A 23873-nucleotide genomic window follows, 5' to 3' on the forward strand; every position below is an offset into this window, starting at 1 on the left:
GCGCTGCTGACAATGGTACTTCTCGCCATGCGGTGAATTGAGTGGCAGAACCTCACGCCTGTCAGAGCGCTGCACCCATTGTTGCTCGACCGCAACAATGGGTTGAAATCTCCCTGGAGCCCCTCCTTGGGGATTTCTAATTTAGGCATTCCTTTTATGCTTCGGACATAAGTGGGGTTCTGTTAATGAAATCATTTCTGTTCGCAATCGCTACTCTCGTTGCCGCAACCGGCGGTGCGTTCGCCGCCGACGTTGTGACTTTGGAGCCACCACCTCCGGTGCCCGTCGCATCTACGTACAACTGGACGGGACTCTATGTCGGCGCTCAGGCCGGTTACGATTGGGCGAAGACGAGCTACAATTTCAGCAATCCCGTCCCGAGCGGAAGTTTTACTCCGAGCGGATTTGTGGGCGGTCTGTACGTTGGATACAATTATCAGTTCGCTACACCGCTTGTCGTCGGCGTCGAAGGTGATGTCGACTATTCCAATGTGAAAGGTAGCTTTGACAATCCGTTTGGCGGGTTCAGTGGCGGCAGCGCCAAATTGCGGTGGCAGGGGTCCGCGCGTGTCAGGGTTGGTTACGCTTTCGATCGCTTCCTGCCTTATATTGCCGGTGGCGTAGCAGTCGGCGACTTTCGCTTTGAGGGCGGCCCTGGTCTTGGTTCGGGTATTACACCCGCACTGGAGTCCTGGAACAAGACGATGACCGGTTGGACCATAGGTGCCGGGGTGGAATACGCCCTTGCTGATAAGTGGACTGCACGCCTTGAGTATCGCTACACTGACTTCGGGACCGCACATGGAAATCTAGCGCCCGCATACTCCTCGGTTGTCGAGACGATGAAAGTTCGGGATCACTCGGTTCGTGTTGGCGTTAGCTACAAGTTCTAATCGTCCCGTCTGAGCAGACAGCAATCAAGAAAAACGCCCGTTGTGGAAAACGCAGCGGGCGTTAGTTCGGGAAGGGTGATGAATGCGTTGCGGTCAGGGCGTCCCCTACCCATCGAAGACGGTACGCCCCGCTTAGCTGGATAATAAGCGCGCGCCAGTTGAAGCGCGGCAAAGTCGAGTTGCGTGGGACGCATCCGCAGACTTTGCCTTGCGTTCTAGCCTTGGAAGAAAAGCCGGGCAGTCTGCAGCACAAGCGGGTTGTGCGACCACTGGACGGTACCCAGGTGGGAGCAGCAACGCTAATGCTAGTAGGCCAACCGGTTCGCTTAGGCTGTCCAGTTCCATACGGTTTTGTAAGCATACCGCCACGCTGGCGCCAAAGTCGTTCACGAATTTGGACCTGTAGGGACAAGTTCACTGAATGGAGGAATGAAACATGTTTCGGAAATTAGCCATTGCCACCGCACTCGTAGCCGTTTGCAGTATGCCCGCTTTCGCTGCCACGGAATATTGGGTGGCAAAGGATGCGACCACAAAGAAGTGTGAAGTCGTGACGAAAAAGCCAGACGGCACGAAGTTGATGGATGCCGGTAAGAAAACCTACGCCACTAAGGGCGATGCCGACAAAGCCCTGAAACTCCTTGGCGATTGCAAATAATTGATCCAGTCCGCCTCTTGCGCGCAACACCCGTCCCAGGGGTGGGACGGGTGTCATAGCGGCCTTGGCGTGCCACGGCTCATGCGATATTGCCGTGTGGCTTTTGAAAATCCGTAAGACCGCACTGGGGGGAACTTCTTTAAGCAGCGTCGGTAGGCTTCTGGGCTCTGATGAGCGAGGATGAGCGAGGATTTTTATGAGCCGATTATCTGTGTGGATTGCACTTATCGCAATAGTTCTGGTGGCTCTCTTCGTTCTGCAAGCGCATGGCATAATCAGGTTCTAGGATAGAATCTGGCGCTGGTACCCACCATTTTGCACCCGCGCGGACCTCATTGATTATGGTCCACGTAGAGGGTGGCCGGATCCACACGTTCGAAGATCGGCTCACCGGTAGGCGGCACTCCGGGGGATAGATCGATCCTGATCCCGCCGCCTCCCGTGCTGGCAAGGAGCCATAACTTCGAATACCGTAATCGCCTTCCGTTGGCTCGTCTAAGGAACGTTCTTTGATCCGTTGAGCGCCAGGAGGTGGAGAGTCACTTTATTTCGAGAAGTTGGCGTGGCTTGGGAGGCAAGGAGCATCGAATTGATGACATCATCACGCGTGAAAGCGCAGGGTTGTCGCCCTGCTTGCGAGTGGTGACCGGCCCCGAGCGCAAAAGGCTTACCAAATTGTATGGCCGAAGGGGCTCACCGAAGAGCCGCCGGACCTAAACCTCTCTCGGTCCAGTCACCATATACAGGCTTCGCGCAAGGCGAACCGATACCTAACGAAGGATTTTTAGAATGCCCAAGTTACGGCTGATCCACGTAGCGTCGATATTGTTGATACTGCCGACGGCACTTGGGAGCGTATCGCTCAATCCGGCTGAAGCTCGCAGCGGCGGCAGTTTCGGCAGTCGCGGCAGCCGGACCTTCCAGGCGCCAGCCCCGACGACAACTGCCCCTTACACCGCGCCCGTAAAGCGGTCGATGACGCCGAATACCGTTCAACCGGCGACACCGTCGCAGCCGTCGCTTGCTCAGCCGCGTCCCAGTTTTTGGAGCCGCTTCGGCGGTGGGCTGGTTGGCGGGCTGGTCGGCGGCCTGCTCTTCAATGGAATTTTTGGCATGATGTTTGGCCACGGATTTGGCGGCATGGGTGGCGGCCTCAGCTTCATATTCCAGTTGTTGCTGATCGGCGGCATCGTCATATTGGCAATGCGGTTCTTCAGCCGCAGCAATACCGCTCCGACCGAAGCCAGAAGTTTCGCGACTCCATTTGGCCAGCAGGGTTTCGGAGCCGGCGCACAAGCCTACAGCCCGCCGGCCGCCACCGGGATAGGGGCAAGTGGCGCAACCGGCGCAGACGAAATCGGGACTACCGATACTGATCGTTCTACTTTCGAACGCATTCTCGCGGCCATGCAAGCGGCGTTCACCCGCGAAGACCACCAAGGGCTACGCCGGCTGACAACACCGGAAATGGTCTCCTACCTCTCCGAGGAATTGGCTGATAACGCCACCAAGGGCCTGAAGAACGAAGTATCAAATCTTCAGTTCTTGAATGGTGAAGTTGCCGAAGCGTGGCGTGAGGGCATGCGCGATTATGCGACGGTCGCAATGCATTGGTCCGCCATCGACGTGATGCGCAACCGTCAAACAGGCGCCATCGAAAAGGGGGACCCAAACAATCCGGTCGAAACAACGGAGCTGTGGACCTTTACGCGTGAGGCTGGGCAACCATGGTTGCTATCTGCGATCCAGGAAACGGCCAACTGAAGGGTAGTGGCGCCGGCTTTCAATGCCTGATGCTTCTGCGGCGACTTCGCACGGAACGATTCGGGATCTTCCGCATTGCGGTTCCTGGATCAAGATTAGGACAAGCTGATATGAAGAAAGCAATTATCGCCGTGGCAGCTTTAGCTGTTCTGGGTGCGAGCTCACAAGCCCAGGCGATCGGGTGTCTGTCGGGCGCCGCAGCTGGCGGGGTCGCCGGCCATTATGCAGGCCATCACACGGTGCTCGGAGCCTTGGGCGGGTGTGTTGTGGGGCACCAGCTCCACAAGAAGCAGAAGCGCAAGAAGCAACAACTGGAGCAACAGCAGGCCTTACCCGCCCAGCCAGCGATCAAAAAGCCGACAGCTCAATAATGCTCGGCCAAAAGCGCATGCAGTGGAACGGGATTATGGATCGTCCTTTGTACTTTTTGGCGGAGTTTTTCTCAAGGCCCCCCGGCTTCTACGTAATGCTCGGGGCAGCCCTCACTTGCGCGGCGATCGCCAGTTCGTCTGTTGGAAGCTACATCCTATCCATATCTGCCATTGCGTTGACCGGCGTCGTGCTGATCCAGAACAACCGTGACACCCGCGCGATGCAGGCCAAATTGAACGAAATCATTGTGGCTCTGGACAACGCGCGAAACGAGGTAGTCGGTCTCGAACATGGTACGCACGCCGAAATCACCGCTGAGATCGAGAAGATCGAGCGAAACGCAGCGCTTTCGAGGAACCGTGTGACCCTCGAATGAGAAACTATCGAGTTGACGAAATGGAAGATGACACCGTGCTCAAGACGCATCCAATCAAAGCGCCGACGCCGTTCGAAGCTGCGGGAAAAGTCATTAGCCAAACCGTGAAGCTAACCAAGCAGCGTGAAGGCGACTGGGTGAGGGTCACAGACGAAGAGAAGGGCCTGGTTTTCGGCTAACATTGCGACGAGACGCTCGGACTAGGTCAAGCTATATTACCTTGAGGATAACGGCGAACGGTCGGGCCTGACTTATCGCCGACGCGATTCAGCTTAATATGTTTACCGCGCGGGCAGCTACCAGCGCGAGTGTCATAAGAGACACGGCTGCTTCGGCCGCCATTAGCAGTTTGGCCCGGGCCGATAGGGGCATCGTATCAGTAGGGGAAAACGCCGTCGCGTTGGTAAAGGACACAAAGAAATAGTCCACGAAGCCAGGTGACCAGTCTTTGGGGCGGTCGATATTCATTGCCATTTGCGGAAATAGAAAATCGACGGTGGAATTGGGAACCAGACCTCTTGAAGCAGGCCCGCCCCTATCGATGCTCCAGTACCACAGCGCGAATACAATCACATTGGTCGACCAGATGTTCGCCGCGTCGATCAACAGCGACCTGGCATCCCCGGCGTGACCGCCGAGCAACGCGCGCAATAGGAAATACAGGGCGACGAAATTCATGAAGGTGATGATGGCGGTCAGCACCACCGCTACACGGCGGATTAGCCGACGCGTGCGCCCTGCAAATTGGAAGTGCAACTCGGTCGTCGCATTCTTGACCTGATTGTGCACCCAGGCCGTGGCAAACGACAGCGGCAAAAGGAGCAACAGTTCCGCTATAGGCGCCGCCCAGCGGGGCCCAAGCGAGAAATTATTGACCAGCAACAATTGCAGGACGATAACCAAGACAACCGCCCCTCGCGCGAGCCAGAAATCGTGAGCGTGGGTCAACAGAACCCGGTGGTCTTGCGTGGGGTGACGGGTGGAGCTCACGGGGTGCCTCGGTGTCACGGCACCAAAGGCTGTTGGAATTGGCACAACCCCGCAACCTGCTTCTCCAAGGCTTCTTGCGCTTCGCGCTGCGCCGGTTTCCGTGCGGCTTCGTTCTGCTCGTCGGCCATGTCTCAACCTCCTTGTTTTGGTGCTTAACGGCTACCTGCAGCGTAAGTTCCTCAGCGGAAAGAGCCCACCGCACTGAGGCAGAAGGCCGACCTAACTCTCAACGTGGTCAGGCTGCTCGCGCTCGTCGTCGCCTTCAGGAATGTCGCCGCCGTCAAACTCGCCGTCGATGAAAAACGGGTCTGCCCCACCCTTTAGAGCCAAGGTCTGGTTGGTCGCCAGCGTCCAGCCCAGGGAGGGCTCATCTTCGCTAAGATCCCCTTCCCTGTCGGCGCCCGGCTCCAGGTCCGGGTCACCGTCCGCTTCGTCTAGTATCGCAAGGAGCACTTCAACAGCCCGCTCGATCCTACGCCGACGCGCAGCGGTGAGCGGAAGGAAGTCGGAAGGCATCGGGCGCGCGTTCATGACTGCGCTGCCTTCGACTTCGGTGCAATCACCACAAAGGCGACGGCTGGATCATGATCGATCTGAATACGGTAATCCAGGCCGTGAACTGCCTGCATCTTCTGTGCAAGCACACGCGCAAGCGCCTCGATCTCTTGACGGGTACTCAGAGCTTCTGCCATCGCGTGGCCGAGAATGTTGGGTCGCGCTTTCATGACGGCACCGACGCGCGGCTAGCCTTGCGTCCCGCCTGCTGGCGCTTGGCAAGGTGGACGCGATCGACCAGCGCCGCCTCGTCTCGAGCAATTGCCAGTGCGGTTTCGGATGTGCCGCCGCCGTGGCGACGAAGCCAATCCTGTTTCCAGCGCAGATGACGAACGCACGTGGCAGGAATGAACACCTGTTTCAGACATTGAACCCGCCAGACATGTTCCGCTTCTCTGACGGCCTGCTTCGCCTTGGCGGCCTCCGGGCTTTCCTGGCCGAACTCTCTGCTGGTCAGTATCCGTCGATAATCGAAGGTCATGTAGAAGTGGTATGCCGCCTCGATTTCCATCCGGCCGGTCCACCAGTCAGATGGCGGGTTGAGCCATGCTGTGATTGCCGTCAATTCGTCGGCAACCACCGGGGCCGGCTTTGGGCGAAATTGAACAACCTCGCCCATGGTCACGCCTCCTCGCAAAGCGACGACATGCAGGCAACGAGGTCATCCCCGTCGATTTCCATGCCCAGGTGCTGGTAGACGCGGACGATGCAGGCCGCCTTGGCTCTGACTTCTTCAATGGTTTGGCACCGAAGATTCATCACGGCCTGGAAAGCCGCTTTGGCTTGGGTGAAGGCTTCGTCGGTCTGTCGATACGCATCAGGATGCCCGCTGGCTGTGATAATGGCTTCCTGCTCTCGGAGCGATGCTAGGCCCTGCGCGCCCTGAGCTTCGATGTCGCCCATCCACCGGTCGTAAGCTGACCGGTTCATCATGCCGCCCGCGACGGACTTTTCTACCTGCTCCCGCTTCCGCGCTAGTTCGGCTTCGAGGGCTTTGGCGGTGCGGAAAACCATGGGGGTATGCGACCATCTGGAATTGATGCCGCTCGGCGTCCTCCATTCAGGAAACAGCTTGTCCCCGAGCGCTTCGGCGATGGCGGCTTCCCGGACCTCGCAGAGACCATACGCCTCGTCCGCTGCATGGCAGGCCGACAGAACGTCTTGAACCGAAGTGGCTGGCCGCTTGAACGATATGGGCTGGTATTGTCACAGAGGCAGCAATGCCACCGGACAGGAAGGCGAGCGCCTTGCGGCGGTTGACATTGGGCAAGCCTTCGGCGGCTGCCCGAACAGGGGTGTTCGACATTTTGATTTCTCCAGGGGTTGTTTGGTCGGCGGCCGGCTATCCGGCGAGTGCTGCGAGTTCAGTTTCGAGTTGACGACGACGCGGTTCGATGTTGACGCGAGAAGACTGGTATTTCAGCCGATCGATCTGCATGGCGATCCGATCGGCGCGGCTTTCGGCCTCGGGCATCACAGCTGCCTTGGCCTCACGCCATGCACAGGCGAGGTAGAAGCCGAAGTCCGCCCGATTGAAGTTGCGGGCCAGATGAGGGCGGCGGTCAAGGTGCGCATTCAGCTTTGCCCAGGCGGCTCGCATAATGGCTGATCTGTCGAAGGTACTCGGCATTCCGATTTTCCCTTGCACTGATTTGCTTACAGGTGTAGTTGTAGCTACGCCTGTAGTCGACGTCAACTGAAATCGATACAATTGTATTCAAAAAGGAATGTTCTTCATGGCCGACCTGACACCGGAGGCAAATCGAGCCGCCCGCGCCATCCTGAAATGGTCCGTGCGCGAGATCGCCGAACATGCCGGAATTGCTTTCTCGACTGTGCATCGTTTCGAGACGACCGGAGTGGCAACCGATACAACAAAAGAGAAGATCAAGGCCGCGTACCTAGCCCACAACGTCGAGATCACGAACGGCGACGGCACCGGTGCGCGGTTGGTGCGCAAGCCGCCGACTGAATAGCGAGAAGGCCAATTATCACTAGGCACTGGAGGGGTTTCTATGTCTGCTCTGTCGATCGTCGCATCTTCGAACACGCTACCGGCCGTTTCTGACCTCACCGACGAGGCGATCGACTATGGCCGCGCTGCGCTGTCGGCGAATACCATGCGCGCCTACAGGACCGATTGGAGCGCCTTTCAGGATTGGTGCGCGGCGCGCGGTCGGACCTCGCTACCTGCCTCGCCTGCCAGCGTGGCGAACTTTGCATCATCGCTGGCCAATGCCGGCAAACGCGTGTCGACGATCGGCCGCAGCCTGGCGGCCATCCGCTTCTTTCACCGCGGCGCTGGCATGGACAACCCGACAGAGGACGCGGGCGTCGGTGCCATCCTGAAAGGCATACGGCGCACCGTAGGCGTAGCGCCTCGCCAGAAGGCTCCAGCAACCGCCGACGTCATCCATCAGATATTGGCGCACGTCGCGCGTGACACGCTCCAGGGGAGGCGAGACAGGGCATTGCTGCTGCTTGGCTTCGCCGGCGCGTTCCGTCGATCCGAGCTCGTCGGGATCGAGTTCGCCGACCTCACCTTCAACGATAAGGGCGTGGACGTGTTTCTCGGCCGCTCCAAGACCGATCAGGAGGGCAAGGGCCAGTCAGTCGCCATCCTGAACGGAAAGGCGCTGGCGGCTGCTGACAGGCTCCGTGAGTGGCTGGACGCGGCCGGGATCACTGAAGGCCCGATCTTCCGCCCGATCAGCCGTGGTGGGAACGTGATGCCCGACGGTCTCACCGCTCAATCGGTCGCCCTGATCGTGAAGAAATATGCTGACGCTGCAGGGCTAGACGTCGCCAGCCTGTCGGGTCATTCGCTGCGCGCCGGCTTCATCACCTCGGCCGCCGACAACAGAGCCTCGATCAGCCGCATTATGGAAGTGTCTCGCCACCGAGATCCGCGCTCGGTCGAGACTTACGTCCGTCGTGCGGATCGCTATAATGATCATGCTGGAGATGGGTTTCTATAGCGCCTCAATGGATTCGAGCATGCTAGAGCAGAATCTGATCATTCCGGCTCATATCCTGTTGCGGCGAAGTAGTTGGCGCACTCGGTTGGTGTGAAGCAAGGCAGTGCGGCGCTGATGGTATCCCACAATTCCGCGACGGTTCGTGCGGCGGCTTTGCGTAGAATCGATTTCAGCTTGGAAAAGGCGTTCTCGATCGGGTTGAAGTCGGGGGAATAGGGCGGGAGGAACATCATCCTTGCGCCGGTTGCTTCGATCGCCACACGGGCGGCTGCGCTTTTGTGCGCCGGCAGGTTGTCGAGGATCACGACATCGTCGGGCCGCAGCGTCGGCACGAGAACCTGCTCGACATAGGCGACAAACCATTCGCCAGTCATCGGGCCGTCCAGGACCATTGGCGCGGTCATGCCAGTGAGGCGCAGGGCGCCGGTGAACGTCGTCGTCTTCCAATGGCCATGCGGGATTGGCGATCGGCACCGCATCCCGCGCTTCGTGCGCCCCCGCAGTCGAGCCATCTTTGTCGAGGCTCCGGTCTCGTCGATGAAGACCAGATGCTCGGGATCAAGATCGGGCTGGGCGTCGAACCAGGCGTTTCGTCGCGCCGCCACGTCTGGCCGCTCCTGCTCGCTGGCGTGCGCCGTTTTTTTTGAAGGTCATGGAGTGACGATCGAGAAACCGCCAGATCGTGCTCGTCGCAAACGACGCGCCATGCTCCTGTCGCAGCAACTCGGCGAGTTCGACCAGCGTGATGTCCACCCGCCTCTCGATCGCCGCCAGGATGATGTCGCGATACGCTTCAACGCGGTGGGACCGCCTGTCGCCGCCCTGCGGCTTTGCGCAGGTGGCTCCGGTCTCGCGCCATTCCCGGACCCAACGCACCGAGCTTGCCGCCGCCACGCCAAATCGCGCCGCTGCCGCCCGTCGCGACAGGCCGCCATCAACCGCTGCGACCACCCGAGCCCGCAAATCTTCCGATAAGGATTTCGCCATGCCATGCCGGCCTCCGAATCCAGCAGATATGCTGAATCAGATTTCCAATCCCAACGAAACCCCTATCGATTCTATCCGCTCGGATTTTGCTCTAGCCCTGGTCACACCGGCATCTTGAGACCTTCTCGGCACGTCATTTTTAAATGAGAGGATATGATGAAGGTCGGTCGCAATCGTCCGTGCCCGTGTGGCAGCGGCGCAAAGTTCAAACGCTGCCACGGCCAATTCGGTGTCCGTCGTCAGATCATTTGGCTCAGATTGGATCGCAGATTAGCGGAGTGTCGGCCTCATCTTGGGGTTGATGTTAAGCGGCGATCTTGCGGTGCTGCAAGCGCCGATGTTGGATGGTTTGGCGTTTGATCCTTTCTCGCTGTTTGATAATGGCTGCGGCCCTGCCGAAGTAGGCGTCGGCTGGCGTTACGTTGGCCAGGCTCTCGTGGTAGCGTCGATGGTTGTAATGTTCGACGAAGGCTGCGACCTGGGCCTCAAGGTCGCCGGGCAGAAAGTAGTTCTCCAAGAGGATTCGGTTTTTGAGGGTCTGGTGCCAGCGCTCGATCTTGCCTTGGGTCTGGGGATGCATTGGAGCGCCCCGGACATGGCTCATGCGTTGGTCCTGGATATAGTCCGCCAGTTCGCCGGCGATGTAGCTGGGGCCATTATCGCTGAGCAGCCGAGGCTTGTGGTGCACATGGGCCTGGTCGCACCCTGAGGCAGTAAGTGCCATGTCCAGCGTGTCGGTGACGTCCTCGGCCCGCATGGTGCTGCACAGTTTCCAGGCGATGATGTAGCGGGAGTAATCGTCGAGCACGGTCGACAGGTACATCCAGCCCCAGCCGATGATCTTGAAGTAGGTGAAGTCCGTCTGCCACATCTCGTTGGGTCGCGTCGTCTTGGTGTGGAACTCGTTCGCCGCCTTGATCACCACATAGGCCGGGCTGGTGATCAGATCGTAGGCCTTGAGGAGCCGGTAAACGCTGGCTTCTGACACGAAGTAGCGCGTCTCGTCGGTGAACCGTACTGCCAGTTCGCGCGGGGAGAGCTCGGACTGCTCCAGCGCCAGTTCGATGATCTGGTCATGGATGGCAGGCGGGATGCGGTTCCACACCCGGCTCGGCGCCGAGGGCCGATCCTGCAGCGCCTCAGGCCCGCCCTCGACATAACGGTCATACCAGCGATAGAAGGTCCGGCGCGGGATGCCCAGTCGGTCCAGCGTTTTGCGGGTTGGCAGGTGTGACTGCTCGACGATCCTGATGATCTCGAGCTTTTCGGATGCGGGATATCTCATTCTTGCTCGTCCCCATCCGCGATCATGCTTTTTTTGAGCAGACGGTTTTCCAGTGTCAGATCAGCGACGCATTCCTTCAGCGCGCCGGCCTCCCGGCGCAAATCCTTGACCTCGTCGCTGGTGGCAGCACGAGCGGTATCACCCGCCAATCGGCGCTTGCCGGCCTCCATGAACTCCTTGGACCAGGTGTAATACAGGCTCTGCGCGATCCCTTCCTTGCGGCACAGCTCGGCGATGCTGTCTTCGCCGCGCAGCCCGTCCAGCACGATCCGGATCTTGTCTTCCGCTGAAAAATGCCGCCGGGTCGCCCGGCGAATGTCCTTTACCACCTGCTCGGCAGGCTTCTTGGCACTTGAGGATTTAGGGCTCATCTTGGTTCCTTCGTCGTGACGACGAGATCAAAACCCTCCTTAATTCACAACCTCAAATCTGGGACACAGGTGCTGACGGGGAACACTCATGCCCTGCTATCATCAATGTGCCGCGCTGCATGAAGTCCGGCGGCAAGTTCGGCATCGACGCCACCATTTCAGACAGCGTCATGCCAGGCTCGAACACCTGAACGATGGCGCCGGCTGTTGAGAAGGGTGGCCGCCATACCCCCATGACGTCGCCGGCGCGATCCGTAAGCATGCCTGTCATAAAAGCGTCACCTCTGAACCGGAGTGGGCCGGGCCGAGTAGCGGCTCATGGGCTTGTCGAAGCCACCGTTGGCCAACTCGTCGCTGACAATGTCGACCACTATGCTGCGCATCTGGCGTCCATTCGCCCCGGTGCTGGTGGTGTCCTTCGTCCTGGTGCCAGCCGGAGCGCGGTTGATGACGATACTAACGTTAGCCGGGTCGCTGTTGCTGTTCGCTCGTCTGGGTCGTCTTGAGCAGCGCCTTCAGCTTCGTCGTCGCGGCCTGCAGCCGGGCGATAGAAAACTCTGCTTCCGCCATGCCCTTGCGGGCCGTGGAGAGATCGTCAGCGCGCGTGGCCGGGTCGAGGGCGGCCTGCTTCGAAAAGGCGAACTCGTCGCGCGCCTTGGTCTCGGCTGATGCCGCCTCGTCGATCAGGTCGCTGAGATAGCCAGAGGTCTGAGCCGTGGCGAAGGCGTCGGCAATCCGTGTGTCGAGATCCTGCTTCGTCATGCTGTCCGCTGAGCGGGCATCCTTTCGTCATTGTCGTTGTGGTGATCGAAGTCGCCGACGAAGAACACGCCCGGGAATTCGTACCCGTTGGCGTCGAGCTTTTCGGCGGCGGCCATGATGGCGAAATCGCTGGGCGTCATCCGCGCCTTGTCGGCGGCGAGGAAAAGTGCGTCGCGAAACGCCTGGGTGACGCGCGGGCTCGCGAACATGACGTTGACGCGGCGCCCGGCTTCCTTCGCTTGGTTGCTATCGATAACCGGCATTCTCGTTTGTCTCCGGCCTCTGTTTCCAGGAGGAGATTCGCACGGCAGCGCCCGCTTGGGCATTCCGCACGTTTGGGCATGTCTGGGGCTGTGCCGGCTCCGTTGCCAGATGGGGGGCCATTAAAACCCGGGTTGGCGACCGCCTTCCCCTTCTGACGATTTTTGACCGCCCCGCTTGAGAAGCGCTCCGCTTGGTGATTTGCTGGCCCGTCACAACATGGGAGGAAACTATGAAGACGTGGCAGGCAGTTTTTGCGAGCGCGGCATTATTGGCATGTGGGTATATGATCAATGCCCACGCAGCGAACACATCGACTGGTGGGAAGTGGCATATGGTGGCGGTGAACGTAGGCGGCGAAGCCTTCCTGTACAACGAAGATACCCAAGCCGTATTCATTTGCCTCATCGACACTAGCGTTTGTACTCCGGCGAGGATTGCGAGCAAATAGCTAACGCCTCTCAGATGTCGGGTTAGTAAGTGGCGGCCTATGCAGATGGGATGCCGAGCCGAACGAAATAGCGGACGACGTCGGGGTCATCTCGAACATCCTGCCGAAGCAGGGAAAGCGCGTCTTGATCCCCGTCGAGCGCCATAGCCAAGCCTGGGGCGCTGATACGCAGCGGCGCGCGGGTCATGGTCTGGTTTGCAAGGTGGAATTGCTTCACCAGCCGGCGGAGCGTGTCCTCGCTTAGGCGATAGTCCTTGAACACCTCCAGCGCCTGCTTGATCGTGACGGCCTCCGCGCCGGGGATGTAGAGTGGTCTGGGACGGCCTGCTTTGTCAGGAAGCGCCATATCGATCCCTCGTGGCGGCGGCGATCCTCGCCTTTCCCTCGGCCGTCTTCGGTCCTGTCGAAAGCCCGCCGTGCAGCCGGCATTTGGCCTTGCCTGGTTCGACCCGCATCTGGCACGGATTGCCTGTCCTGGCCCTGGCACCGCACAGGGGCCGTACCTTCCTGGGCATCGGCTCGCCATCGCCGAAGAGACCGACCACGGCGCGCCGCTGACACATGGCGCCGGCCGCGCACATCTCGTCCTTACAGGTCAGCCGAAAGATTGGCCGCTCTTCTGTGGCGGGGCATGTCAGCCAGCCGTACCGGATCCAGTCGATTAGATGCCTCGGTTCGATGAGTCGGCCGCGAGCTCGGGCTTCCGCCGCCGACTTGCGCGCTTCCTGCTCGGCCTGGATCTCGGCTTCGCGTACAGCGGCCAGCATAGCTGCAATGGACAATGTCCGCATGTTGGTCATCACCTCTCGCCAGCGCTCACGTCAACTTTTGCTAACCAGTGAACCAAACCCCATGACGGGCGAGACGTCGCAACTCTCATTCGTTTCGCCCTTCTGGCCAGCGACGCCACCATTCCCGTTCGAGGACGCTGGCCACCATGTCGATTGCTGGCGATCGGGGCGCATCGTGCGCGGCCTGGTGCTCCGCAAGGAACCGATCGTCGGGCATGCGCTCGACCGCTCCCGCGACGCAGGCCAAGGACTGGTCGATCCAGACGGCTGCAGATTGAAAGGCCGGAATCATGCTGCCGTTCCTCCCGGCTGACTGCCGCGATATGCGAGCCGAATTATCTCGACTTGCACGGCGGACCAGAAGGCGCCGAGCTGTTCGTCTTGTTCGGCTTCGAGGATACCAGCTTTGGCCATCTGCTTCAGCAGCGCCGTGGTAACCTGGTCGCGGTAGAACTCTGCATGTCGGTCGGTCGACTTGGCGAGCATGTTGGCTGCTGTCGTCCTGATCTTGCCGACTCGCTTGATCATGGGGAAGACGATCACCTTGGCGACAGGCTGCCAGGCGAACAGGGGCGTACCATCAGCCTCACGCTTCATGGCTACCTCCCGAGATATAGATAATAGTGACGTTTCCGCTACCAGGGCTGTAGTGACGTTTTCCGCACTGGCTTTTCGAACGATTGGTTGCGAAAAGCGCACCGGCATTGGTTGCGAAAACCGCACTGGAAAAAAATCCGATCATGCTGCTTTTCTCCCCTCTCGGCATCTCCGCTCAGGCTGAGAGCCATTGACCGCGCGTGCAGGTCAGCGATTGCCTCATCGATCCGCCGTTGCGCGTCGATCTCATCAGCGACCTTCTGCCAATCGTCGGTAACTCGTACCTTGGGCCCGTGCGCATAGGTAAGCCGGTATTTCGCCGGGAAGCGATGCTCGGCCCGGGACGGTCTGCCACGCTCGACGCACTTGACGAAGCCAAGCGCCTCGACACGAGCGATGCATTCCGCTATGGCGGCACGGCGCACGCCCCAGTCCTCGAAATCTGAGAAAGTGACAGGCAGACTGTCGCTCGTGCCTGCATGTGCCATGTGCTCTTCCTCGATACGTTCGAGCACCAGCTTGTCATTGCCGCGCAGTGCCTTCCATGCCGGCGACAGGCGCATATCGCGCTTGTGCGCCATGAACTGCGCTGCGATCTTGCCGGGCTTGGGCGGGCTCATTCGGCGCCTCCCGATACCCCAGTCCAACGTGCGCGAGCGTTCGTGATCTCATCGTTGATCTCCATCGGAGATATATCCGGGTCGATTTCCAACGCCATGCGGTAGAAATCCTTGCCATCGGCGTCTGCCAGCAGCAAGCCGTCGAAGGCGCAGCGCAAACGGGGCATCAGTCGGGGATCGATCATGCTACTTCCCCCTTGTCCAGCGCATGGGCGAGCGCATCTTCCCAAGGCATGGCGGCATCGCGTTCGAACTCCTGCCGCATGCGGGCCTCGAGGTCGGGTGGCAGGTCTATGGTGGCAGCATACCGCTGCGCAGCAAGCTCGAGGTCGGCCGCGTCCTGGCGAAGGTGCCGCATGCCTATGATCTGCCGCGCGCGCCTCTCTATGGTCTCAGTCGGCGGGATGACCTTCTGGACATCGTGCAGCCGCAAGCCGGCCTCGATCCACTCGACGAACTGATCAGACGGCATGGCGTTCAGCTCGACACGCCTACCACCGGTGATGAAAGCAATCTCGGCCTCGCTGGCGCCATGGTCACGAAGACCGACCAGCAGCCGTTCGTGATCGCCCTTGACGTCCTGCCGCTCAGATTGCAGTCCCAGATCGTTGGCCTGGTCGAGCGTCACACCTAACCGCCGGATGTCCGGGGTGTTGGCGAACTGGTAACGGCTGCTATCCGTCCCCAGCGTGCCAAAGATGCGAATGCCCGAAAGGTCGAGATCGTGCGCGACGAGGATCTTCAGTCCCGACGCTGAAATCCTGTCGATCAGCGACCGGGCTGCAATCACCGACATGCCCTTGGTCGACATGATGGCGATGTCGAAGCGCTCGGCGATGCGTGCTGCCCGCAGCAGAGGCTCAAACCCTTCCTTTTCGATGAAGAGCACGGCGCCATATCGATCACCGGGCCCAACCGTTTGGTGAAGGCCGCCGGCAGTCGACAACAGTGACGTCGAATGGCGCGGTCGGCGCTGCAGATAGTCTCGCACCTGAAGGGTGCCGAGCGGCAGGCTGTGATTGGTGTGCGGCTCAACCAGATGGCCGCGCGCATCGTACACGACGTCCCAGTCCGCGACTGTCTCAGGGTTTTCTTCTATGAACGTCGGCAAGAGCGTCTGGGTGAAATACGCATCGTTCAAGGTGCTTCGCCCAGTCCACTCCAGGATATGAGGGCGGGCCGCATACATGATTTGCCGGGCATTGGCCGGGAGCGTGCCGCCGGCGCTGGCCTTGTCGTACGCCTCAGCCATGATCTTGAAGGCAGCATCCTTGATCGATAAACCTCGCGTGACCGGGCGGTGCGCTGACCGAAGCGCAGAGCCGAGTGCACCAGCCAGTGCATCCTTGAATGGTGCCAGGTCCGGCGTCTTGCCATCGCTGATCAACGCAATCGCCGGCGCCGTCACAGCGACATTGATGATGTAGGAACCCTTGGAGACCACGCCGATCGAGGTCCAATCCATTCCGCACCCGCGAAAATATGCCGAGCCTCCGATCTGAACGACGAGGTCGGCAACGGCCGGTGTGCGATTGACGATGAGCTGCGGGGTATACTGCTCACCCTTCCCGCTCGAATACTCTTTCGCCCATACCTGGACGAGTGCCGGCACAACAGCGCCACCGACCTCGGCCTCCATCTTCTCCGCTCTGTAGGAGCCGGAGAAGGCGTCCTCGGGGATCGGGACAAGTTTGGGCTGCTTACCGGCCAACGACTTGAGGACGTCGAGCGACAGGCTGGTAGCGGGTCCGTCCGGGTCGATGTCACGCTTCCCGTCACCAGATTGACCTTGCTCAAGGGGTCCGCCTGCAGCGTGACATAGGGTGATGTCGAACAGAGCGGCGAGCTCTTGCGCAGTGCCTCGGGTGGCTTCGATGAGTTCGGCAAAGGCGCCGTTTGAATACCAGTCGGGATGCGTGAGCATTGGCTTTGCGGCCGCGCCGGCAAGGCGAACGGCTATGTTGCCCCACAAGGTCGCGTATTGGTCTCTTGGGAGCGCCGGCCCGAAGTGAATAGTGACCCGGGTCCCAGGCTCGAACTGCTGCTTCGAAGTGGCGGCGACGATCGTTTCGCCCGTGAAGCGATCGGAGGTAAGTTCCTGTCTCACGCCTCGGCTTTCAACCGTGATGTTGCCGCCGCTAGAAAAAGCTGCACCAGTGGCAACTCGCAGGCCATTGCCGACCATTCCGCGAGTCGGGCGCCGAATCAGCTTCGTCGACATCATCGGTCGCGTAACTGAGAACAGCGCCACAACCTTTGCCGGCGCGATGCCGGGTCCGTCATCCTGGATAATGAAGGTGTCTTGATCCACTTCGGTCAAGATCGCCGTGGCTGCGGCGTCGAGGGCATTGTCGACAAGCTCCTTCAAGGCCATCCGGCGAAGGTGACGCTTCGGCGCGCCGGCCTTCTGCGACAGTCGATCGGGATGCAGGAACAGGCTGGCATCGGTGCGCACGAATTCGATTGCGCTTGCCTGTTTCCTTCGAGCTCGTTCCCTCTGCTTGCGCTGGCGAGCCTGGTCGCGCCGAGCTTCGTGGGTATCGGGAACACCAGTTATCAATATGTATGATCCGGTCATATGGCGCGCGCCCTGCGCAATGTGACCTCTCGGATCACCGCGACAGCCTGGTGACTGCTGCAGCCGAAACGGCGCCGAAGAGCCGGGACGATAGGTCGCTCGCATGAGGAATAGTTCGCGGCGTACCACTCGATCGCCTCGTCGACTATGGCGCTGTGTTCGTGCTCTGGCGGAGACAGGGCGGCGGCATTCATGCAGCCATTCCGTCGCGCGCGGCGATCTTGCTGGTGAGGAAGGCTTCAACGTCAGCTTCGGGCCAACCGACACGCCGAGCGGTCAACTGGACAGGCTTGGGAAAGCGACCTTCCGACATTTCGGTGTAGAGGGTCCGACGCGAAAGGCCCGTGCGGTCAAGCACCTGCTCGATCGGGAGGATACGGGTGGTCATCTCTTAATTCGCCTCCTATGCGATAGTGCGCAATAGAGTACGAAAGGTGAACGCAAACTAGGAATTCCTCTCTGCGCGAAATCGCGAAAAAAGTTTACCCTAGCCTGATGCGCGCGATCCCCACGCTGGGATTGCATAGGCGTACTCTGGATGCTGACCTGCATCCCACAGCCGCTTTACATCCGCGATTTCGTTCCGAGCCGTCTGATCATCGACTACGCTCTTGAGGCGCGCGGCCTTCATGATCGGCGGCAAGGCGACCGTGATGAATTCCACTGCAGAGCTCACCTGCCTGGCGCCAAGCCTATCTTTCGTGGCATGGGCGGTGACCTCCCTGCCAGTGATCCGCTTATAGGCTGCCAACAAGTCGGCAATCAGGACGAAACGGGGATATTCGGTGCGCCGCTTGGCTTTCTCTTCTTCAGCCTCGTCGGCGAGCGGGACGACGTTCTGCTGCAGCCGAAACCTACCGAACAGGTTTAGCGTGGTCAGGTGGGACATCATCTCGCTTCGATAATCGACTGATCGCCGATCATCCGCCTTAGCCTTGCCGGCCTTCTCCATGAAACGGAAAGGATCGGCGATCGTGCCATCAATAGGGCTGAACTGCAGGAACATGTCGAGCAGTGCCTGAGTGTGGAACGCTAGTTGTTCGAGGTATGCCTTCTGGTCCTTCTTGCTGACGCGCCGCACCTTGTTTCGCAAGAAGCGAGTGGCGCATGCCTCTATGGTCGCAATGACAACAGCGGCCGGATCAGGGAGAAATTCGCCAACAAGACCTTCGATTTCAGCGCGCCAGGCATCCGACGGCTTCAGGATTTCCGTCAATTTCGCTTGCTGCTCGGCGTCAAAATGAAACTGGATTGCAAGGCGCTGGGCCATGGCACTAGGCGGATTGTGTGACCCTGGTGTGCCCCCAAGGACGAGGCTGTTTTTGGCCATCAGCCTCCACCCCTTGGAAATAATGGCGCGCCCGGAAGGATTCGAACCTCCGACCCCCAGATTCGTAGTCTGGTGCTCTATCCAGCTGAGCTACGGGCGCGCAACAGACCATGCTTTGCATGGCCTCGCGAACCGATCCTGACGACCGGCCACGAACATGACGCGTTCACTAGCGACTGATTTTCCGAAAAGCAAGCCGCTATGCAAAAGTTTTGCCAAGTCGATCATTTGCCAAGTCGATCAAATGACGGCGGGCCGACGGAGCCTGCATCAGCGTCAGAGGCCGCACAACAGGCATCGCGCGAAATGGCCGATCAGGCGGGGCGGCGCAGACCGTTGCGGGCCTGATCGAGCCTGACCGGCTGGTCGGGGATGGTGACCGCGAATGTCGTGCGCCCGCCAATGCTTTCGACAAGCTCCACCGTGCCGCCATGGGCACGGATCAATTCATGGGCGATCGCCAGGCCCAGCCCAGTGCCGCCGCTGCGCGCCGAGCCACGGAACGCCGCGAACAGGTTCTCGCGCGCCTTGGGCGGCAGGCCCGGGCCGGTGTCGGTGACGACGATGCGGCTGACACTGCCCAAGCGCTCGCCCGACACGGCCAGGCGCCGGACCAGCGCGCTCTCGCTGTCCGCCGCCATGGCCTGCACGGAATTGCGGCACAGATTGGTGAGCACGCGAAACAGCTGGTCGGAATCGGCATCCACCTCGAAGGCCGGCTCGACGGAATTGAGGAACTCGATGCTCTCGTCGATGTCGAGCAGACCGTGCACGTCCTCGACCAGTTGGCGCAGCCGCACCCTGCGACGCGAAGGCGCGGGCTCCTGCGTGCGGCCATAGGCCAGCACGCCTTCCGAATAGGAGACGGCACGGTCGAGCGCGCGCAGAAGTTTCGGCGCGAAGGATTGCACGGTCGGGTCCTTCACCTGGCGCAGGCGGTCCGACATCAGTTGCGCCGAGGCCAGGATGTTGCGCATGTCGTGGTTGATCTTCGACACGGCGAGGCCAAGGTCGGCGAGATGCTTCTGCTCGGACAGCATCTTCTGCAGACGCTCCTGCATCTGCGACAGTTCGCGCTCGGCGACGCCGATCTCATCGGCGCGATCGGCCGGGTGAATGATGCGTCCGGGATCGTCGGGAGCCTCGGAAAAGGACAGCATCGAGCGCGTCATGGCCCGGATCGGCCCTATCATGATCAGGTCTATGGCGGCATAGACCAGCATCGCGGTGAACAGCGAGATCAGCAGCGAGACGAAGGCGACATTGCGCGAATAGACGAGCATGGCGTTGCGCAGCCGGAAGTCCGGCATGATCAACTCGAACTCCTTGTCGCTCTCGCCGACCGGCCCGAAGACACGCAGCATGCGGTCGCCACCGAAAAACAGCGTGTCCAGCGCCCCGGTCATTCCCTTGACCATGCCGATGCTGGCGAGATCGATGTGCTCGTCAACCTGCGGCGGCATCTCGGCCACCACCAGCAGCCGCGAGACGCCGCCGTCGCGCACCGCGATGGCCTTGGCGCCGATCGACATCAAGACGTCGTTCTGGGCCGCGCGCGACAGGGACGGCGATTCACCCTCAATCAGGACGATGGACACGGCGGCAGCGGTGCTGAGCCTCTCCTTCAGCCAGCTCAGCCGGTAGCTGGCGATCCAGGGCAAGAAGATGAGAACTTCCGCCAGCAGCACGAAAACGATGGTGAGCAGCAGCAGCTTTGTCGACAGTCCGCGCGACAAGGGCACCCGGCGGGCAGCGGTTTTCGCCGGTCCGGTGCCTTCTTCCGCGGGGATGGTTTCACTCATGCGATTCTGTCTTCACGATCACTTGATCAGCCAAGACTAGGCGATTACGGCTTTTTTGCCAATTTCATCCTTCGTCGAAACACAAACGCACAAGCAGGCACCTGGTGCCATCGACGTGGCGACGCCAGCGATCGACCCTGTCGACGCTGGATTGACTTCCAAAAGCCTTCTTTCTATAAGCCCGCACACGCTCGGGCCATTCGTCCCGGCGCGGTTTCGATCGCGCCAAAACCGGCCCGGCAAAGCTCCTGTTACAAAGTGACAGACACAAGAAGGGCCGCACCCCGCGGTATTAAAAGAAATGAAGCGTACCTACCAACCGTCCAAACTCGTCCGCAAACGCCGGCACGGTTTCCGTGCCCGCATGGCCACCAAGGGTGGTCGTGGCGTCGTCGCAGCTCGCCGCAATCGCGGCCGCAAGCGGCTCAGCGCCTAAAGCGGAAGACAAAATCGTTGTCCGCAACCGGCAAGCCAGTGGGGCCAAATCCCAAGCGGCTTCTGAAACGCGCGGAATTCCTGGCCGTCCGTCGTGGTGAAAAGCGGCGCGGGCGGCTTTTCCTCGTCGAGGTTCTCGACCGCAGCGACCGCGAGGCGCCGCGCGTCGGTTACACTGTCACCAAGAAGGTGGGCAACGCTGTCGTCCGCAACCGCATCCGGCGGCGGCTCAGGGAAGCCGTACGCGTCCATGCCGCAGATGACATGGTGCCCGGCAATGATTATGTCATCGTCGGGCGCGAAGATGCGCTCTCCGCCCACTTCGGCCAGTTGAAGGCCGAACTCTCCCGCCGAATTCGCGGAACACGATAGGCCAAGGGCTCTCGATGGAAAACAACCGTAACTTCTTCATCACCATCGCGCTGTCGGTGCTGATCCTCACTCTGTGGCAGGTGTTCTACATGAACCCGCGCGTGCAGACGCAGCGCGAGGCCGCCAAAGTCGAGCAGCAGCGCTTGGAGGAGCAGAAGAAGGCGGCTGGCGGCGCCAATCCAGGCGCTTCCGGGGCGCCGACGCCGCAAGGCACCATACCAAACACATCTGGCGGCGAAGCCGTTACAGCGGCCAGCCGCGACCAGGCACTGACGGCTTCAAAGCGCGTCAAGATCGACACGCCGAGCCTGGAGGGCTCGATCAACCTGACCGGCGCGCGTCTTGATGACCTCAAACTCAAGCACTACACCGAAACCGTCGACAAGAATTCGCCCGAGATCTCGCTGCTGAACCCGCAGGCATTGCCCACCGGCTATTTCGCCGAGATCGGCTTCGTCGGCAACGACAAGACCGGTGCGGTGCCGGGCTCGGAGACGGTGTGGAGCGTCGACGGCAATCCGACGCTGACCCCTTCGACGCCGGTGACGCTCACCTACACCAACGACAAGGGCCTGACTTTCAAGCGCACCTTCTCCGTCGACAGCAACTACATGTTCACGGTCTCGGATACGGTGCAGAACTCCGGAAGCAGCGCTGTTTCGCTGTTCAACTATGGCCGCGTCACCCGCTACGACAAGCCGGCCGTGGCCAGTACCTATGTGCTGCATGAGGGCCTGATCGGCTTCACCGGCACCGAGGGCCTTCAGGAGCACAAATACGCGTCCATCGAGAAGGACAAGCAGGCGACGCCCGGCAAGTCGACCGATGGCTGGCTGGGCATCACCGACAAATACTGGGCGGTGACGCTGGTGCCGAGCGAGAAGCAGCCGTTCCAGCCGCGCTACGCCTATTTCGAGGACGGCCGCCATCGCTACCAGTCCGACTTCCTGACCGACCCGATCAATGTCGATGCCGGCCAGTCCGCGACCGTCGAGACCGAAGTCTTCGCCGGCGCCAAGGAAGTCGCCAAGATCAACGCCTATGCCGAAGACCGCCACATCAAGCGGTTCGACCTCTTGATCGACTGGGGCTGGTTCCACTTCATCACCAAGCCGATGTTCTGGCTGATCGACACGCTCTACAAATTCCTGGGCAATTTCGGCCTCGCCATCCTGGCCACGACGGTCATCGTCAAGGCCATCTTCTTCCCGCTCGCCAACAAGTCCTACGCGTCGATGGCGAATATGAAGAAGGTGCAGCCCAAGATGCTGGAAATCCGCGAGAAGTACGCGGATGACAAGATGAAGCAGCAGCAGGCGATGATGGAGCTGTACAAGACCGAGAAGATCAACCCACTCGCCGGCTGCTGGCCGGTGGCCTTGCAGATCCCGGTCTTCTTCTCGCTCTACAAGGTGCTCTACATCACCATCGAGATGCGGCACGCGCCGTTCTTCGGCTGGATCCAAGATCTGGCGGCGCCCGATCCGACCTCGATCTTCAATCTGTTCGGCCTCGTTCCGATCACCCTGCCGCACATGCTGATGATCGGCGTCTGGCCGTTGATCATGGGCGTCACCATGTTCCTGCAGATGCGCATGAACCCGACGCCGCCGGACCCGACGCAAGCCGCGATCTTCACCTGGATGCCGGTGATCTTCACCTTCATGATGGCCGGTTTCCCGGCGGGTCTCGTCATCTACTGGGCCTGGAACAACACGCTGTCGATCCTGCAGCAGGGCGTGATCATGAAGCGCCAGGGCGCCAAGATCGAGTTGTGGGACAATCTGATCGCGCTGTTCCGAAAGAAAACGTCGCCGGCTGAATAGACCGCGCTCCGATAATACAGAACGATAAAAGCCCCGGTCCGCCCGGGGCTTTTTTGTTGCCATGGCGGCCGATGTTTCCGACAAGCCGTGAAACTTTGCCCGCCCGCACCCCGTGACTGCTTCCGTAGCAAAATTCCAGGGCCGCCAATTTCGGCGAGCCGTTGCACGGAGGAAGTCATGCGTTTCCAGTCATTCAGAACCATCGCGTTTTCGGCATTCATCGCCAGCGCCACGATGCTCGCCCCCGCCTATGCCAAGGACCCGATGGTCGGCGGTGCGGCAATGTATGCCAACAAGAACATCATCCAGAACGCCGTCAATTCCAAGGATCACACGACGCTGGTCGCCGCGGTCAAGGCCGCCGGCCTTGTCGACACGCTGCAGGGCGCCGGCCCATTCACCGTCTTCGCCCCGACCAACGAGGCGTTTGCCGCGCTGCCCAAGGGCACGGTCGACACGCTGTTGAAGCCTGAGAACAAAGGCAAGCTCACCAAGATCCTGACCGCGCATGTCGTTTCCGGCAAGATTTCGGGCGCCGAAATGATGAAGAAGGCCAAGGCGATGGGCGGCAAGTATGAGATGAAGACCGTGAGCGGCGATACGCTGACCGCCGAGGTCAAGAGCGGCAAGCTCTACATCGTGGATGATTCCGGCGGCGAAGCCCGCGTGACGATCGCCGACGTCAACCAGTCGAACGGCGTCATCCATGTCGTCAACAAGGTGCTGTTGCCGAAGTAACGGTTCCAACACAAGGGAAAGCGCCCCTCTGCCTCCGGGGTCTGCCTACCCAGCCTCGAGAGAGGCAACAATTGGGGGAGC

The 23873-nt window shown here is 60.3% G+C and carries 34 protein-coding genes and 1 tRNA gene; 13 read left to right on the plus strand and 22 right to left on the minus strand.

All coding sequences use genetic code 11. From position 1 onward, the window contains the following. Window positions 1-185: 185 nt before the first annotated feature. From LGH82_RS17525 to LGH82_RS17550, 6 genes are all read left to right on the plus strand, one after another. Window positions 186-893 carry an outer membrane protein gene (locus tag LGH82_RS17525; RefSeq protein WP_227343945.1) on the plus strand — a complete coding sequence of 236 codons (708 nt, stop codon included), beginning with the start codon at window positions 186-188 and terminating at the stop codon, window positions 891-893. A gap of 436 nt (window positions 894-1329) precedes the next feature. Continuing rightward, a complete protein-coding gene (locus LGH82_RS17530; RefSeq protein WP_227343946.1) occupies window positions 1330-1551 on the plus strand; it encodes a hypothetical protein in 222 nt (73 codons plus the stop codon). Window positions 1552-2340: 789 nt separating this feature from the next. Beyond that, the gene (locus LGH82_RS17535) at window positions 2341-3315 is read left to right on the plus strand and encodes a Tim44 domain-containing protein (RefSeq protein ID WP_227343947.1); all 975 of its coding nucleotides are present in this window, start codon (window positions 2341-2343) and stop codon (window positions 3313-3315) included. A 110-nt stretch (window positions 3316-3425) separates the two neighbouring features. Next, window positions 3426-3686: a hypothetical protein gene (locus LGH82_RS17540; RefSeq protein ID WP_227343948.1), complete on the plus strand. Its 261-nt coding sequence runs from the start codon at window positions 3426-3428 to the stop codon at window positions 3684-3686. Continuing rightward, window positions 3686-4063 (plus strand): low affinity iron permease family protein, encoded by a 378-nt coding sequence (locus tag LGH82_RS17545; RefSeq protein WP_227343949.1) that lies wholly within the window; start codon window positions 3686-3688, stop codon window positions 4061-4063. The genes LGH82_RS17540 and LGH82_RS17545 overlap by 1 nt, the downstream gene beginning before the upstream one ends. A gap of 20 nt (window positions 4064-4083) precedes the next feature. Continuing rightward, entirely contained in the window at window positions 4084-4242 is a 159-nt protein-coding gene (locus tag LGH82_RS17550) for a hypothetical protein (RefSeq protein ID WP_227343950.1), read from the plus strand. 88 nt (window positions 4243-4330) lie between these two features. Here the strand turns inward: LGH82_RS17550 and LGH82_RS17555 are convergent, their stop codons facing one another. The 6 genes from LGH82_RS17555 to LGH82_RS17580 form a co-directional block, all read right to left on the minus strand. After that, entirely contained in the window at window positions 4331-4966 is a 636-nt protein-coding gene (locus LGH82_RS17555; protein WP_227343951.1) for a hypothetical protein, read from the minus strand. Window positions 4967-5272: 306 nt separating this feature from the next. Then, the gene (locus LGH82_RS17560; RefSeq protein ID WP_227343952.1) at window positions 5273-5584 is read right to left on the minus strand and encodes a hypothetical protein; all 312 of its coding nucleotides are present in this window, start codon (window positions 5582-5584) and stop codon (window positions 5273-5275) included. Continuing rightward, entirely contained in the window at window positions 5581-5778 is a 198-nt protein-coding gene (locus LGH82_RS17565) for a hypothetical protein (RefSeq protein ID WP_227343953.1), read from the minus strand. Before LGH82_RS17565 ends, LGH82_RS17560 begins: the two co-directional genes overlap by 4 nt. Then, complete coding sequence (locus tag LGH82_RS17570) at window positions 5775-6227, minus strand: hypothetical protein (RefSeq protein WP_227343954.1); 453 nt, start codon at window positions 6225-6227, stop codon at window positions 5775-5777. The genes LGH82_RS17565 and LGH82_RS17570 overlap by 4 nt, the downstream gene beginning before the upstream one ends. A 2-nt stretch (window positions 6228-6229) precedes the next feature. Continuing rightward, on the minus strand, window positions 6230-6622 hold the full coding sequence (locus LGH82_RS17575) for a hypothetical protein (RefSeq protein WP_227343955.1): 393 nt from the start codon (window positions 6620-6622) through the stop codon (window positions 6230-6232). Between the two features lie 328 nt (window positions 6623-6950). After that, on the minus strand, window positions 6951-7238 hold the full coding sequence (locus LGH82_RS17580) for a hypothetical protein (protein WP_227343956.1): 288 nt from the start codon (window positions 7236-7238) through the stop codon (window positions 6951-6953). Between the two features lie 106 nt (window positions 7239-7344). Between LGH82_RS17580 and LGH82_RS17585 the strand changes: the two genes are divergently transcribed. Beyond that, complete coding sequence (locus LGH82_RS17585; RefSeq protein WP_227343957.1) at window positions 7345-7584, plus strand: helix-turn-helix domain-containing protein; 240 nt, start codon at window positions 7345-7347, stop codon at window positions 7582-7584. Window positions 7585-7623: 39 nt separating this feature from the next. After that, window positions 7624-8586: a site-specific integrase gene (locus tag LGH82_RS17590; RefSeq protein ID WP_227343958.1), complete on the plus strand. Its 963-nt coding sequence runs from the start codon at window positions 7624-7626 to the stop codon at window positions 8584-8586. 38 nt (window positions 8587-8624) lie between these two features. Here the strand turns inward: LGH82_RS17590 and LGH82_RS17595 are convergent. Then, window positions 8625-9573, minus strand: a protein-coding gene (locus LGH82_RS17595) for an IS630 family transposase (protein WP_227343924.1) whose coding sequence is annotated in 2 segments (ribosomal slippage) — window positions 8625-9231 and window positions 9230-9573 — 951 coding nt in all. Because the reading frame shifts where the segments join, the coding sequence is not laid out codon by codon here. Window positions 9574-9729: 156 nt separating this feature from the next. Here LGH82_RS17595 and LGH82_RS33685 point away from each other — a divergent pair. Next, a complete protein-coding gene (locus tag LGH82_RS33685; protein ID WP_227349620.1) occupies window positions 9730-9933 on the plus strand; it encodes an SEC-C metal-binding domain-containing protein in 204 nt (67 codons plus the stop codon). On the opposite strand, the gene LGH82_RS17605 is transcribed toward LGH82_RS33685, so the two are convergent. From LGH82_RS17605 to LGH82_RS17675, 15 genes are all read right to left on the minus strand, one after another. After that, a protein-coding gene (locus LGH82_RS17605; protein WP_227343959.1) for an IS3 family transposase occupies window positions 9878-11229 on the minus strand; the annotation gives its coding sequence in 2 pieces (ribosomal slippage) (window positions 9878-10893 and window positions 10893-11229; 1353 coding nt in all). The genes LGH82_RS33685 and LGH82_RS17605 overlap by 56 nt on opposite strands. Before the next feature lie 52 nt (window positions 11230-11281). Further along, window positions 11282-11500, minus strand: a complete 219-nt coding sequence (locus tag LGH82_RS17610; protein WP_227343960.1) for a hypothetical protein — start codon at window positions 11498-11500, stop codon at window positions 11282-11284. Window positions 11501-11691: 191 nt separating this feature from the next. Continuing rightward, window positions 11692-11991 carry a hypothetical protein gene (locus LGH82_RS17615; RefSeq protein ID WP_227343961.1) on the minus strand — a complete coding sequence of 100 codons (300 nt, stop codon included), beginning with the start codon at window positions 11989-11991 and terminating at the stop codon, window positions 11692-11694. Continuing rightward, complete coding sequence (locus tag LGH82_RS17620; RefSeq protein ID WP_227343962.1) at window positions 11988-12254, minus strand: hypothetical protein; 267 nt, start codon at window positions 12252-12254, stop codon at window positions 11988-11990. Before LGH82_RS17620 ends, LGH82_RS17615 begins: the two co-directional genes overlap by 4 nt. A 486-nt stretch (window positions 12255-12740) precedes the next feature. Further along, complete coding sequence (locus tag LGH82_RS17625) at window positions 12741-13049, minus strand: hypothetical protein (protein WP_227343963.1); 309 nt, start codon at window positions 13047-13049, stop codon at window positions 12741-12743. Beyond that, the gene (locus LGH82_RS17630) at window positions 13036-13503 is read right to left on the minus strand and encodes an HGGxSTG domain-containing protein (protein ID WP_227343964.1); all 468 of its coding nucleotides are present in this window, start codon (window positions 13501-13503) and stop codon (window positions 13036-13038) included. Before LGH82_RS17630 ends, LGH82_RS17625 begins: the two co-directional genes overlap by 14 nt. 76 nt (window positions 13504-13579) lie before the next feature. Then, window positions 13580-13786, minus strand: a complete 207-nt coding sequence (locus LGH82_RS17635) for a hypothetical protein (protein ID WP_227343965.1) — start codon at window positions 13784-13786, stop codon at window positions 13580-13582. Next, window positions 13783-14091: a DUF6074 family protein gene (locus LGH82_RS17640; RefSeq protein ID WP_227343966.1), complete on the minus strand. Its 309-nt coding sequence runs from the start codon at window positions 14089-14091 to the stop codon at window positions 13783-13785. The genes LGH82_RS17635 and LGH82_RS17640 overlap by 4 nt, the downstream gene beginning before the upstream one ends. A 38-nt stretch (window positions 14092-14129) precedes the next feature. Further along, entirely contained in the window at window positions 14130-14672 is a 543-nt protein-coding gene (locus LGH82_RS17645) for a hypothetical protein (RefSeq protein ID WP_227343967.1), read from the minus strand. A 35-nt stretch (window positions 14673-14707) separates the two neighbouring features. Beyond that, on the minus strand, window positions 14708-14896 hold the full coding sequence (locus LGH82_RS17650; protein ID WP_227343968.1) for a hypothetical protein: 189 nt from the start codon (window positions 14894-14896) through the stop codon (window positions 14708-14710). Then, window positions 14893-17289: an ATP-binding protein gene (locus tag LGH82_RS17655; protein WP_227343969.1), complete on the minus strand. Its 2397-nt coding sequence runs from the start codon at window positions 17287-17289 to the stop codon at window positions 14893-14895. The genes LGH82_RS17650 and LGH82_RS17655 overlap by 4 nt, the downstream gene beginning before the upstream one ends. Before the next feature lie 190 nt (window positions 17290-17479). Then, a complete protein-coding gene (locus tag LGH82_RS17660) occupies window positions 17480-17677 on the minus strand; it encodes a helix-turn-helix transcriptional regulator (protein ID WP_227343970.1) in 198 nt (65 codons plus the stop codon). Window positions 17678-17776: 99 nt separating this feature from the next. Then, entirely contained in the window at window positions 17777-18619 is an 843-nt protein-coding gene (locus LGH82_RS17665) for a hypothetical protein (protein ID WP_227343971.1), read from the minus strand. 23 nt (window positions 18620-18642) lie between these two features. Continuing rightward, a tRNA-Arg gene (locus tag LGH82_RS17670) sits at window positions 18643-18719 on the minus strand. Window positions 18720-18933: 214 nt separating this feature from the next. Then, a complete protein-coding gene (locus LGH82_RS17675) occupies window positions 18934-20421 on the minus strand; it encodes an ATP-binding protein (protein ID WP_227343972.1) in 1488 nt (495 codons plus the stop codon). A gap of 301 nt (window positions 20422-20722) precedes the next feature. Between LGH82_RS17675 and rpmH the strand changes: the two genes are divergently transcribed. From rpmH to LGH82_RS17695, 4 genes are all read left to right on the plus strand, one after another. Then, window positions 20723-20857 carry a 50S ribosomal protein L34 gene (gene rpmH / locus LGH82_RS17680; protein ID WP_008833937.1) on the plus strand — a complete coding sequence of 45 codons (135 nt, stop codon included), beginning with the start codon at window positions 20723-20725 and terminating at the stop codon, window positions 20855-20857. A gap of 17 nt (window positions 20858-20874) precedes the next feature. After that, entirely contained in the window at window positions 20875-21228 is a 354-nt protein-coding gene (rnpA, locus tag LGH82_RS17685; RefSeq protein WP_227343973.1) for a ribonuclease P protein component, read from the plus strand. 14 nt (window positions 21229-21242) lie between these two features. Further along, window positions 21243-23054 carry a membrane protein insertase YidC gene (gene yidC / locus LGH82_RS17690; protein WP_227343974.1) on the plus strand — a complete coding sequence of 604 codons (1812 nt, stop codon included), beginning with the start codon at window positions 21243-21245 and terminating at the stop codon, window positions 23052-23054. Between the two features lie 177 nt (window positions 23055-23231). Further along, the gene (locus LGH82_RS17695) at window positions 23232-23792 is read left to right on the plus strand and encodes a fasciclin domain-containing protein (RefSeq protein ID WP_227343975.1); all 561 of its coding nucleotides are present in this window, start codon (window positions 23232-23234) and stop codon (window positions 23790-23792) included. The last annotated feature ends 81 nt before the right edge of the window (window positions 23793-23873 follow it).

Origin of the sequence: Mesorhizobium sp. PAMC28654 (assembly GCF_020616515.1) — a bacterium.
GTDB lineage: Bacteria > Pseudomonadota > Alphaproteobacteria > Rhizobiales > Rhizobiaceae > Mesorhizobium.

What these genes read in the sequence shown, in the direction of transcription:
- LGH82_RS17575 (WP_227343955.1), bottom strand. Translation starts at nt 6,622, where the DNA reads ATGGTTTTCCGCACCGCCAAAGCCCTCGAAGCCGAACTAGCGCGGAAG.
- LGH82_RS17590 (WP_227343958.1), top strand. Translation starts at nt 7,624, where the DNA reads ATGTCTGCTCTGTCGATCGTCGCATCTTCGAACACGCTACCGGCCGTT.
- LGH82_RS17645 (WP_227343967.1), bottom strand. Translation starts at nt 14,672, where the DNA reads ATGGCGCACAAGCGCGATATGCGCCTGTCGCCGGCATGGAAGGCACTG.
- LGH82_RS17530 (WP_227343946.1), top strand. Translation starts at nt 1,330, where the DNA reads ATGTTTCGGAAATTAGCCATTGCCACCGCACTCGTAGCCGTTTGCAGT.
- yidC (WP_227343974.1), top strand. Translation starts at nt 21,243, where the DNA reads ATGGAAAACAACCGTAACTTCTTCATCACCATCGCGCTGTCGGTGCTG.
- LGH82_RS17640 (WP_227343966.1), bottom strand. Translation starts at nt 14,091, where the DNA reads ATGAAGCGTGAGGCTGATGGTACGCCCCTGTTCGCCTGGCAGCCTGTC.
- LGH82_RS17580 (WP_227343956.1), bottom strand. Translation starts at nt 7,238, where the DNA reads ATGCCGAGTACCTTCGACAGATCAGCCATTATGCGAGCCGCCTGGGCA.
- LGH82_RS17550 (WP_227343950.1), top strand. Translation starts at nt 4,084, where the DNA reads ATGGAAGATGACACCGTGCTCAAGACGCATCCAATCAAAGCGCCGACG.
- LGH82_RS17635 (WP_227343965.1), bottom strand. Translation starts at nt 13,786, where the DNA reads ATGATTCCGGCCTTTCAATCTGCAGCCGTCTGGATCGACCAGTCCTTG.
- LGH82_RS17655 (WP_227343969.1), bottom strand. Translation starts at nt 17,289, where the DNA reads ATGACCGGATCATACATATTGATAACTGGTGTTCCCGATACCCACGAA.
- LGH82_RS17610 (WP_227343960.1), bottom strand. Translation starts at nt 11,500, where the DNA reads ATGACAGGCATGCTTACGGATCGCGCCGGCGACGTCATGGGGGTATGG.
- LGH82_RS17650 (WP_227343968.1), bottom strand. Translation starts at nt 14,896, where the DNA reads ATGATCGATCCCCGACTGATGCCCCGTTTGCGCTGCGCCTTCGACGGC.
- LGH82_RS17565 (WP_227343953.1), bottom strand. Translation starts at nt 5,778, where the DNA reads ATGAAAGCGCGACCCAACATTCTCGGCCACGCGATGGCAGAAGCTCTG.
- LGH82_RS17585 (WP_227343957.1), top strand. Translation starts at nt 7,345, where the DNA reads ATGGCCGACCTGACACCGGAGGCAAATCGAGCCGCCCGCGCCATCCTG.
- LGH82_RS33685 (WP_227349620.1), top strand. Translation starts at nt 9,730, where the DNA reads ATGAAGGTCGGTCGCAATCGTCCGTGCCCGTGTGGCAGCGGCGCAAAG.
- LGH82_RS17560 (WP_227343952.1), bottom strand. Translation starts at nt 5,584, where the DNA reads ATGAACGCGCGCCCGATGCCTTCCGACTTCCTTCCGCTCACCGCTGCG.
- LGH82_RS17625 (WP_227343963.1), bottom strand. Translation starts at nt 13,049, where the DNA reads ATGGCGCTTCCTGACAAAGCAGGCCGTCCCAGACCACTCTACATCCCC.
- LGH82_RS17535 (WP_227343947.1), top strand. Translation starts at nt 2,341, where the DNA reads ATGCCCAAGTTACGGCTGATCCACGTAGCGTCGATATTGTTGATACTG.
- LGH82_RS17545 (WP_227343949.1), top strand. Translation starts at nt 3,686, where the DNA reads ATGCTCGGCCAAAAGCGCATGCAGTGGAACGGGATTATGGATCGTCCT.
- LGH82_RS17675 (WP_227343972.1), bottom strand. Translation starts at nt 20,421, where the DNA reads ATGAGTGAAACCATCCCCGCGGAAGAAGGCACCGGACCGGCGAAAACC.
- LGH82_RS17570 (WP_227343954.1), bottom strand. Translation starts at nt 6,227, where the DNA reads ATGGGCGAGGTTGTTCAATTTCGCCCAAAGCCGGCCCCGGTGGTTGCC.
- LGH82_RS17615 (WP_227343961.1), bottom strand. Translation starts at nt 11,991, where the DNA reads ATGACGAAGCAGGATCTCGACACACGGATTGCCGACGCCTTCGCCACG.
- LGH82_RS17695 (WP_227343975.1), top strand. Translation starts at nt 23,232, where the DNA reads ATGCGTTTCCAGTCATTCAGAACCATCGCGTTTTCGGCATTCATCGCC.
- LGH82_RS17630 (WP_227343964.1), bottom strand. Translation starts at nt 13,503, where the DNA reads ATGACCAACATGCGGACATTGTCCATTGCAGCTATGCTGGCCGCTGTA.
- LGH82_RS17540 (WP_227343948.1), top strand. Translation starts at nt 3,426, where the DNA reads ATGAAGAAAGCAATTATCGCCGTGGCAGCTTTAGCTGTTCTGGGTGCG.
- LGH82_RS17620 (WP_227343962.1), bottom strand. Translation starts at nt 12,254, where the DNA reads ATGCCGGTTATCGATAGCAACCAAGCGAAGGAAGCCGGGCGCCGCGTC.
- rpmH (WP_008833937.1), top strand. Translation starts at nt 20,723, where the DNA reads ATGAAGCGTACCTACCAACCGTCCAAACTCGTCCGCAAACGCCGGCAC.
- LGH82_RS17525 (WP_227343945.1), top strand. Translation starts at nt 186, where the DNA reads ATGAAATCATTTCTGTTCGCAATCGCTACTCTCGTTGCCGCAACCGGC.
- LGH82_RS17660 (WP_227343970.1), bottom strand. Translation starts at nt 17,677, where the DNA reads ATGACCACCCGTATCCTCCCGATCGAGCAGGTGCTTGACCGCACGGGC.
- LGH82_RS17665 (WP_227343971.1), bottom strand. Translation starts at nt 18,619, where the DNA reads ATGGCCAAAAACAGCCTCGTCCTTGGGGGCACACCAGGGTCACACAAT.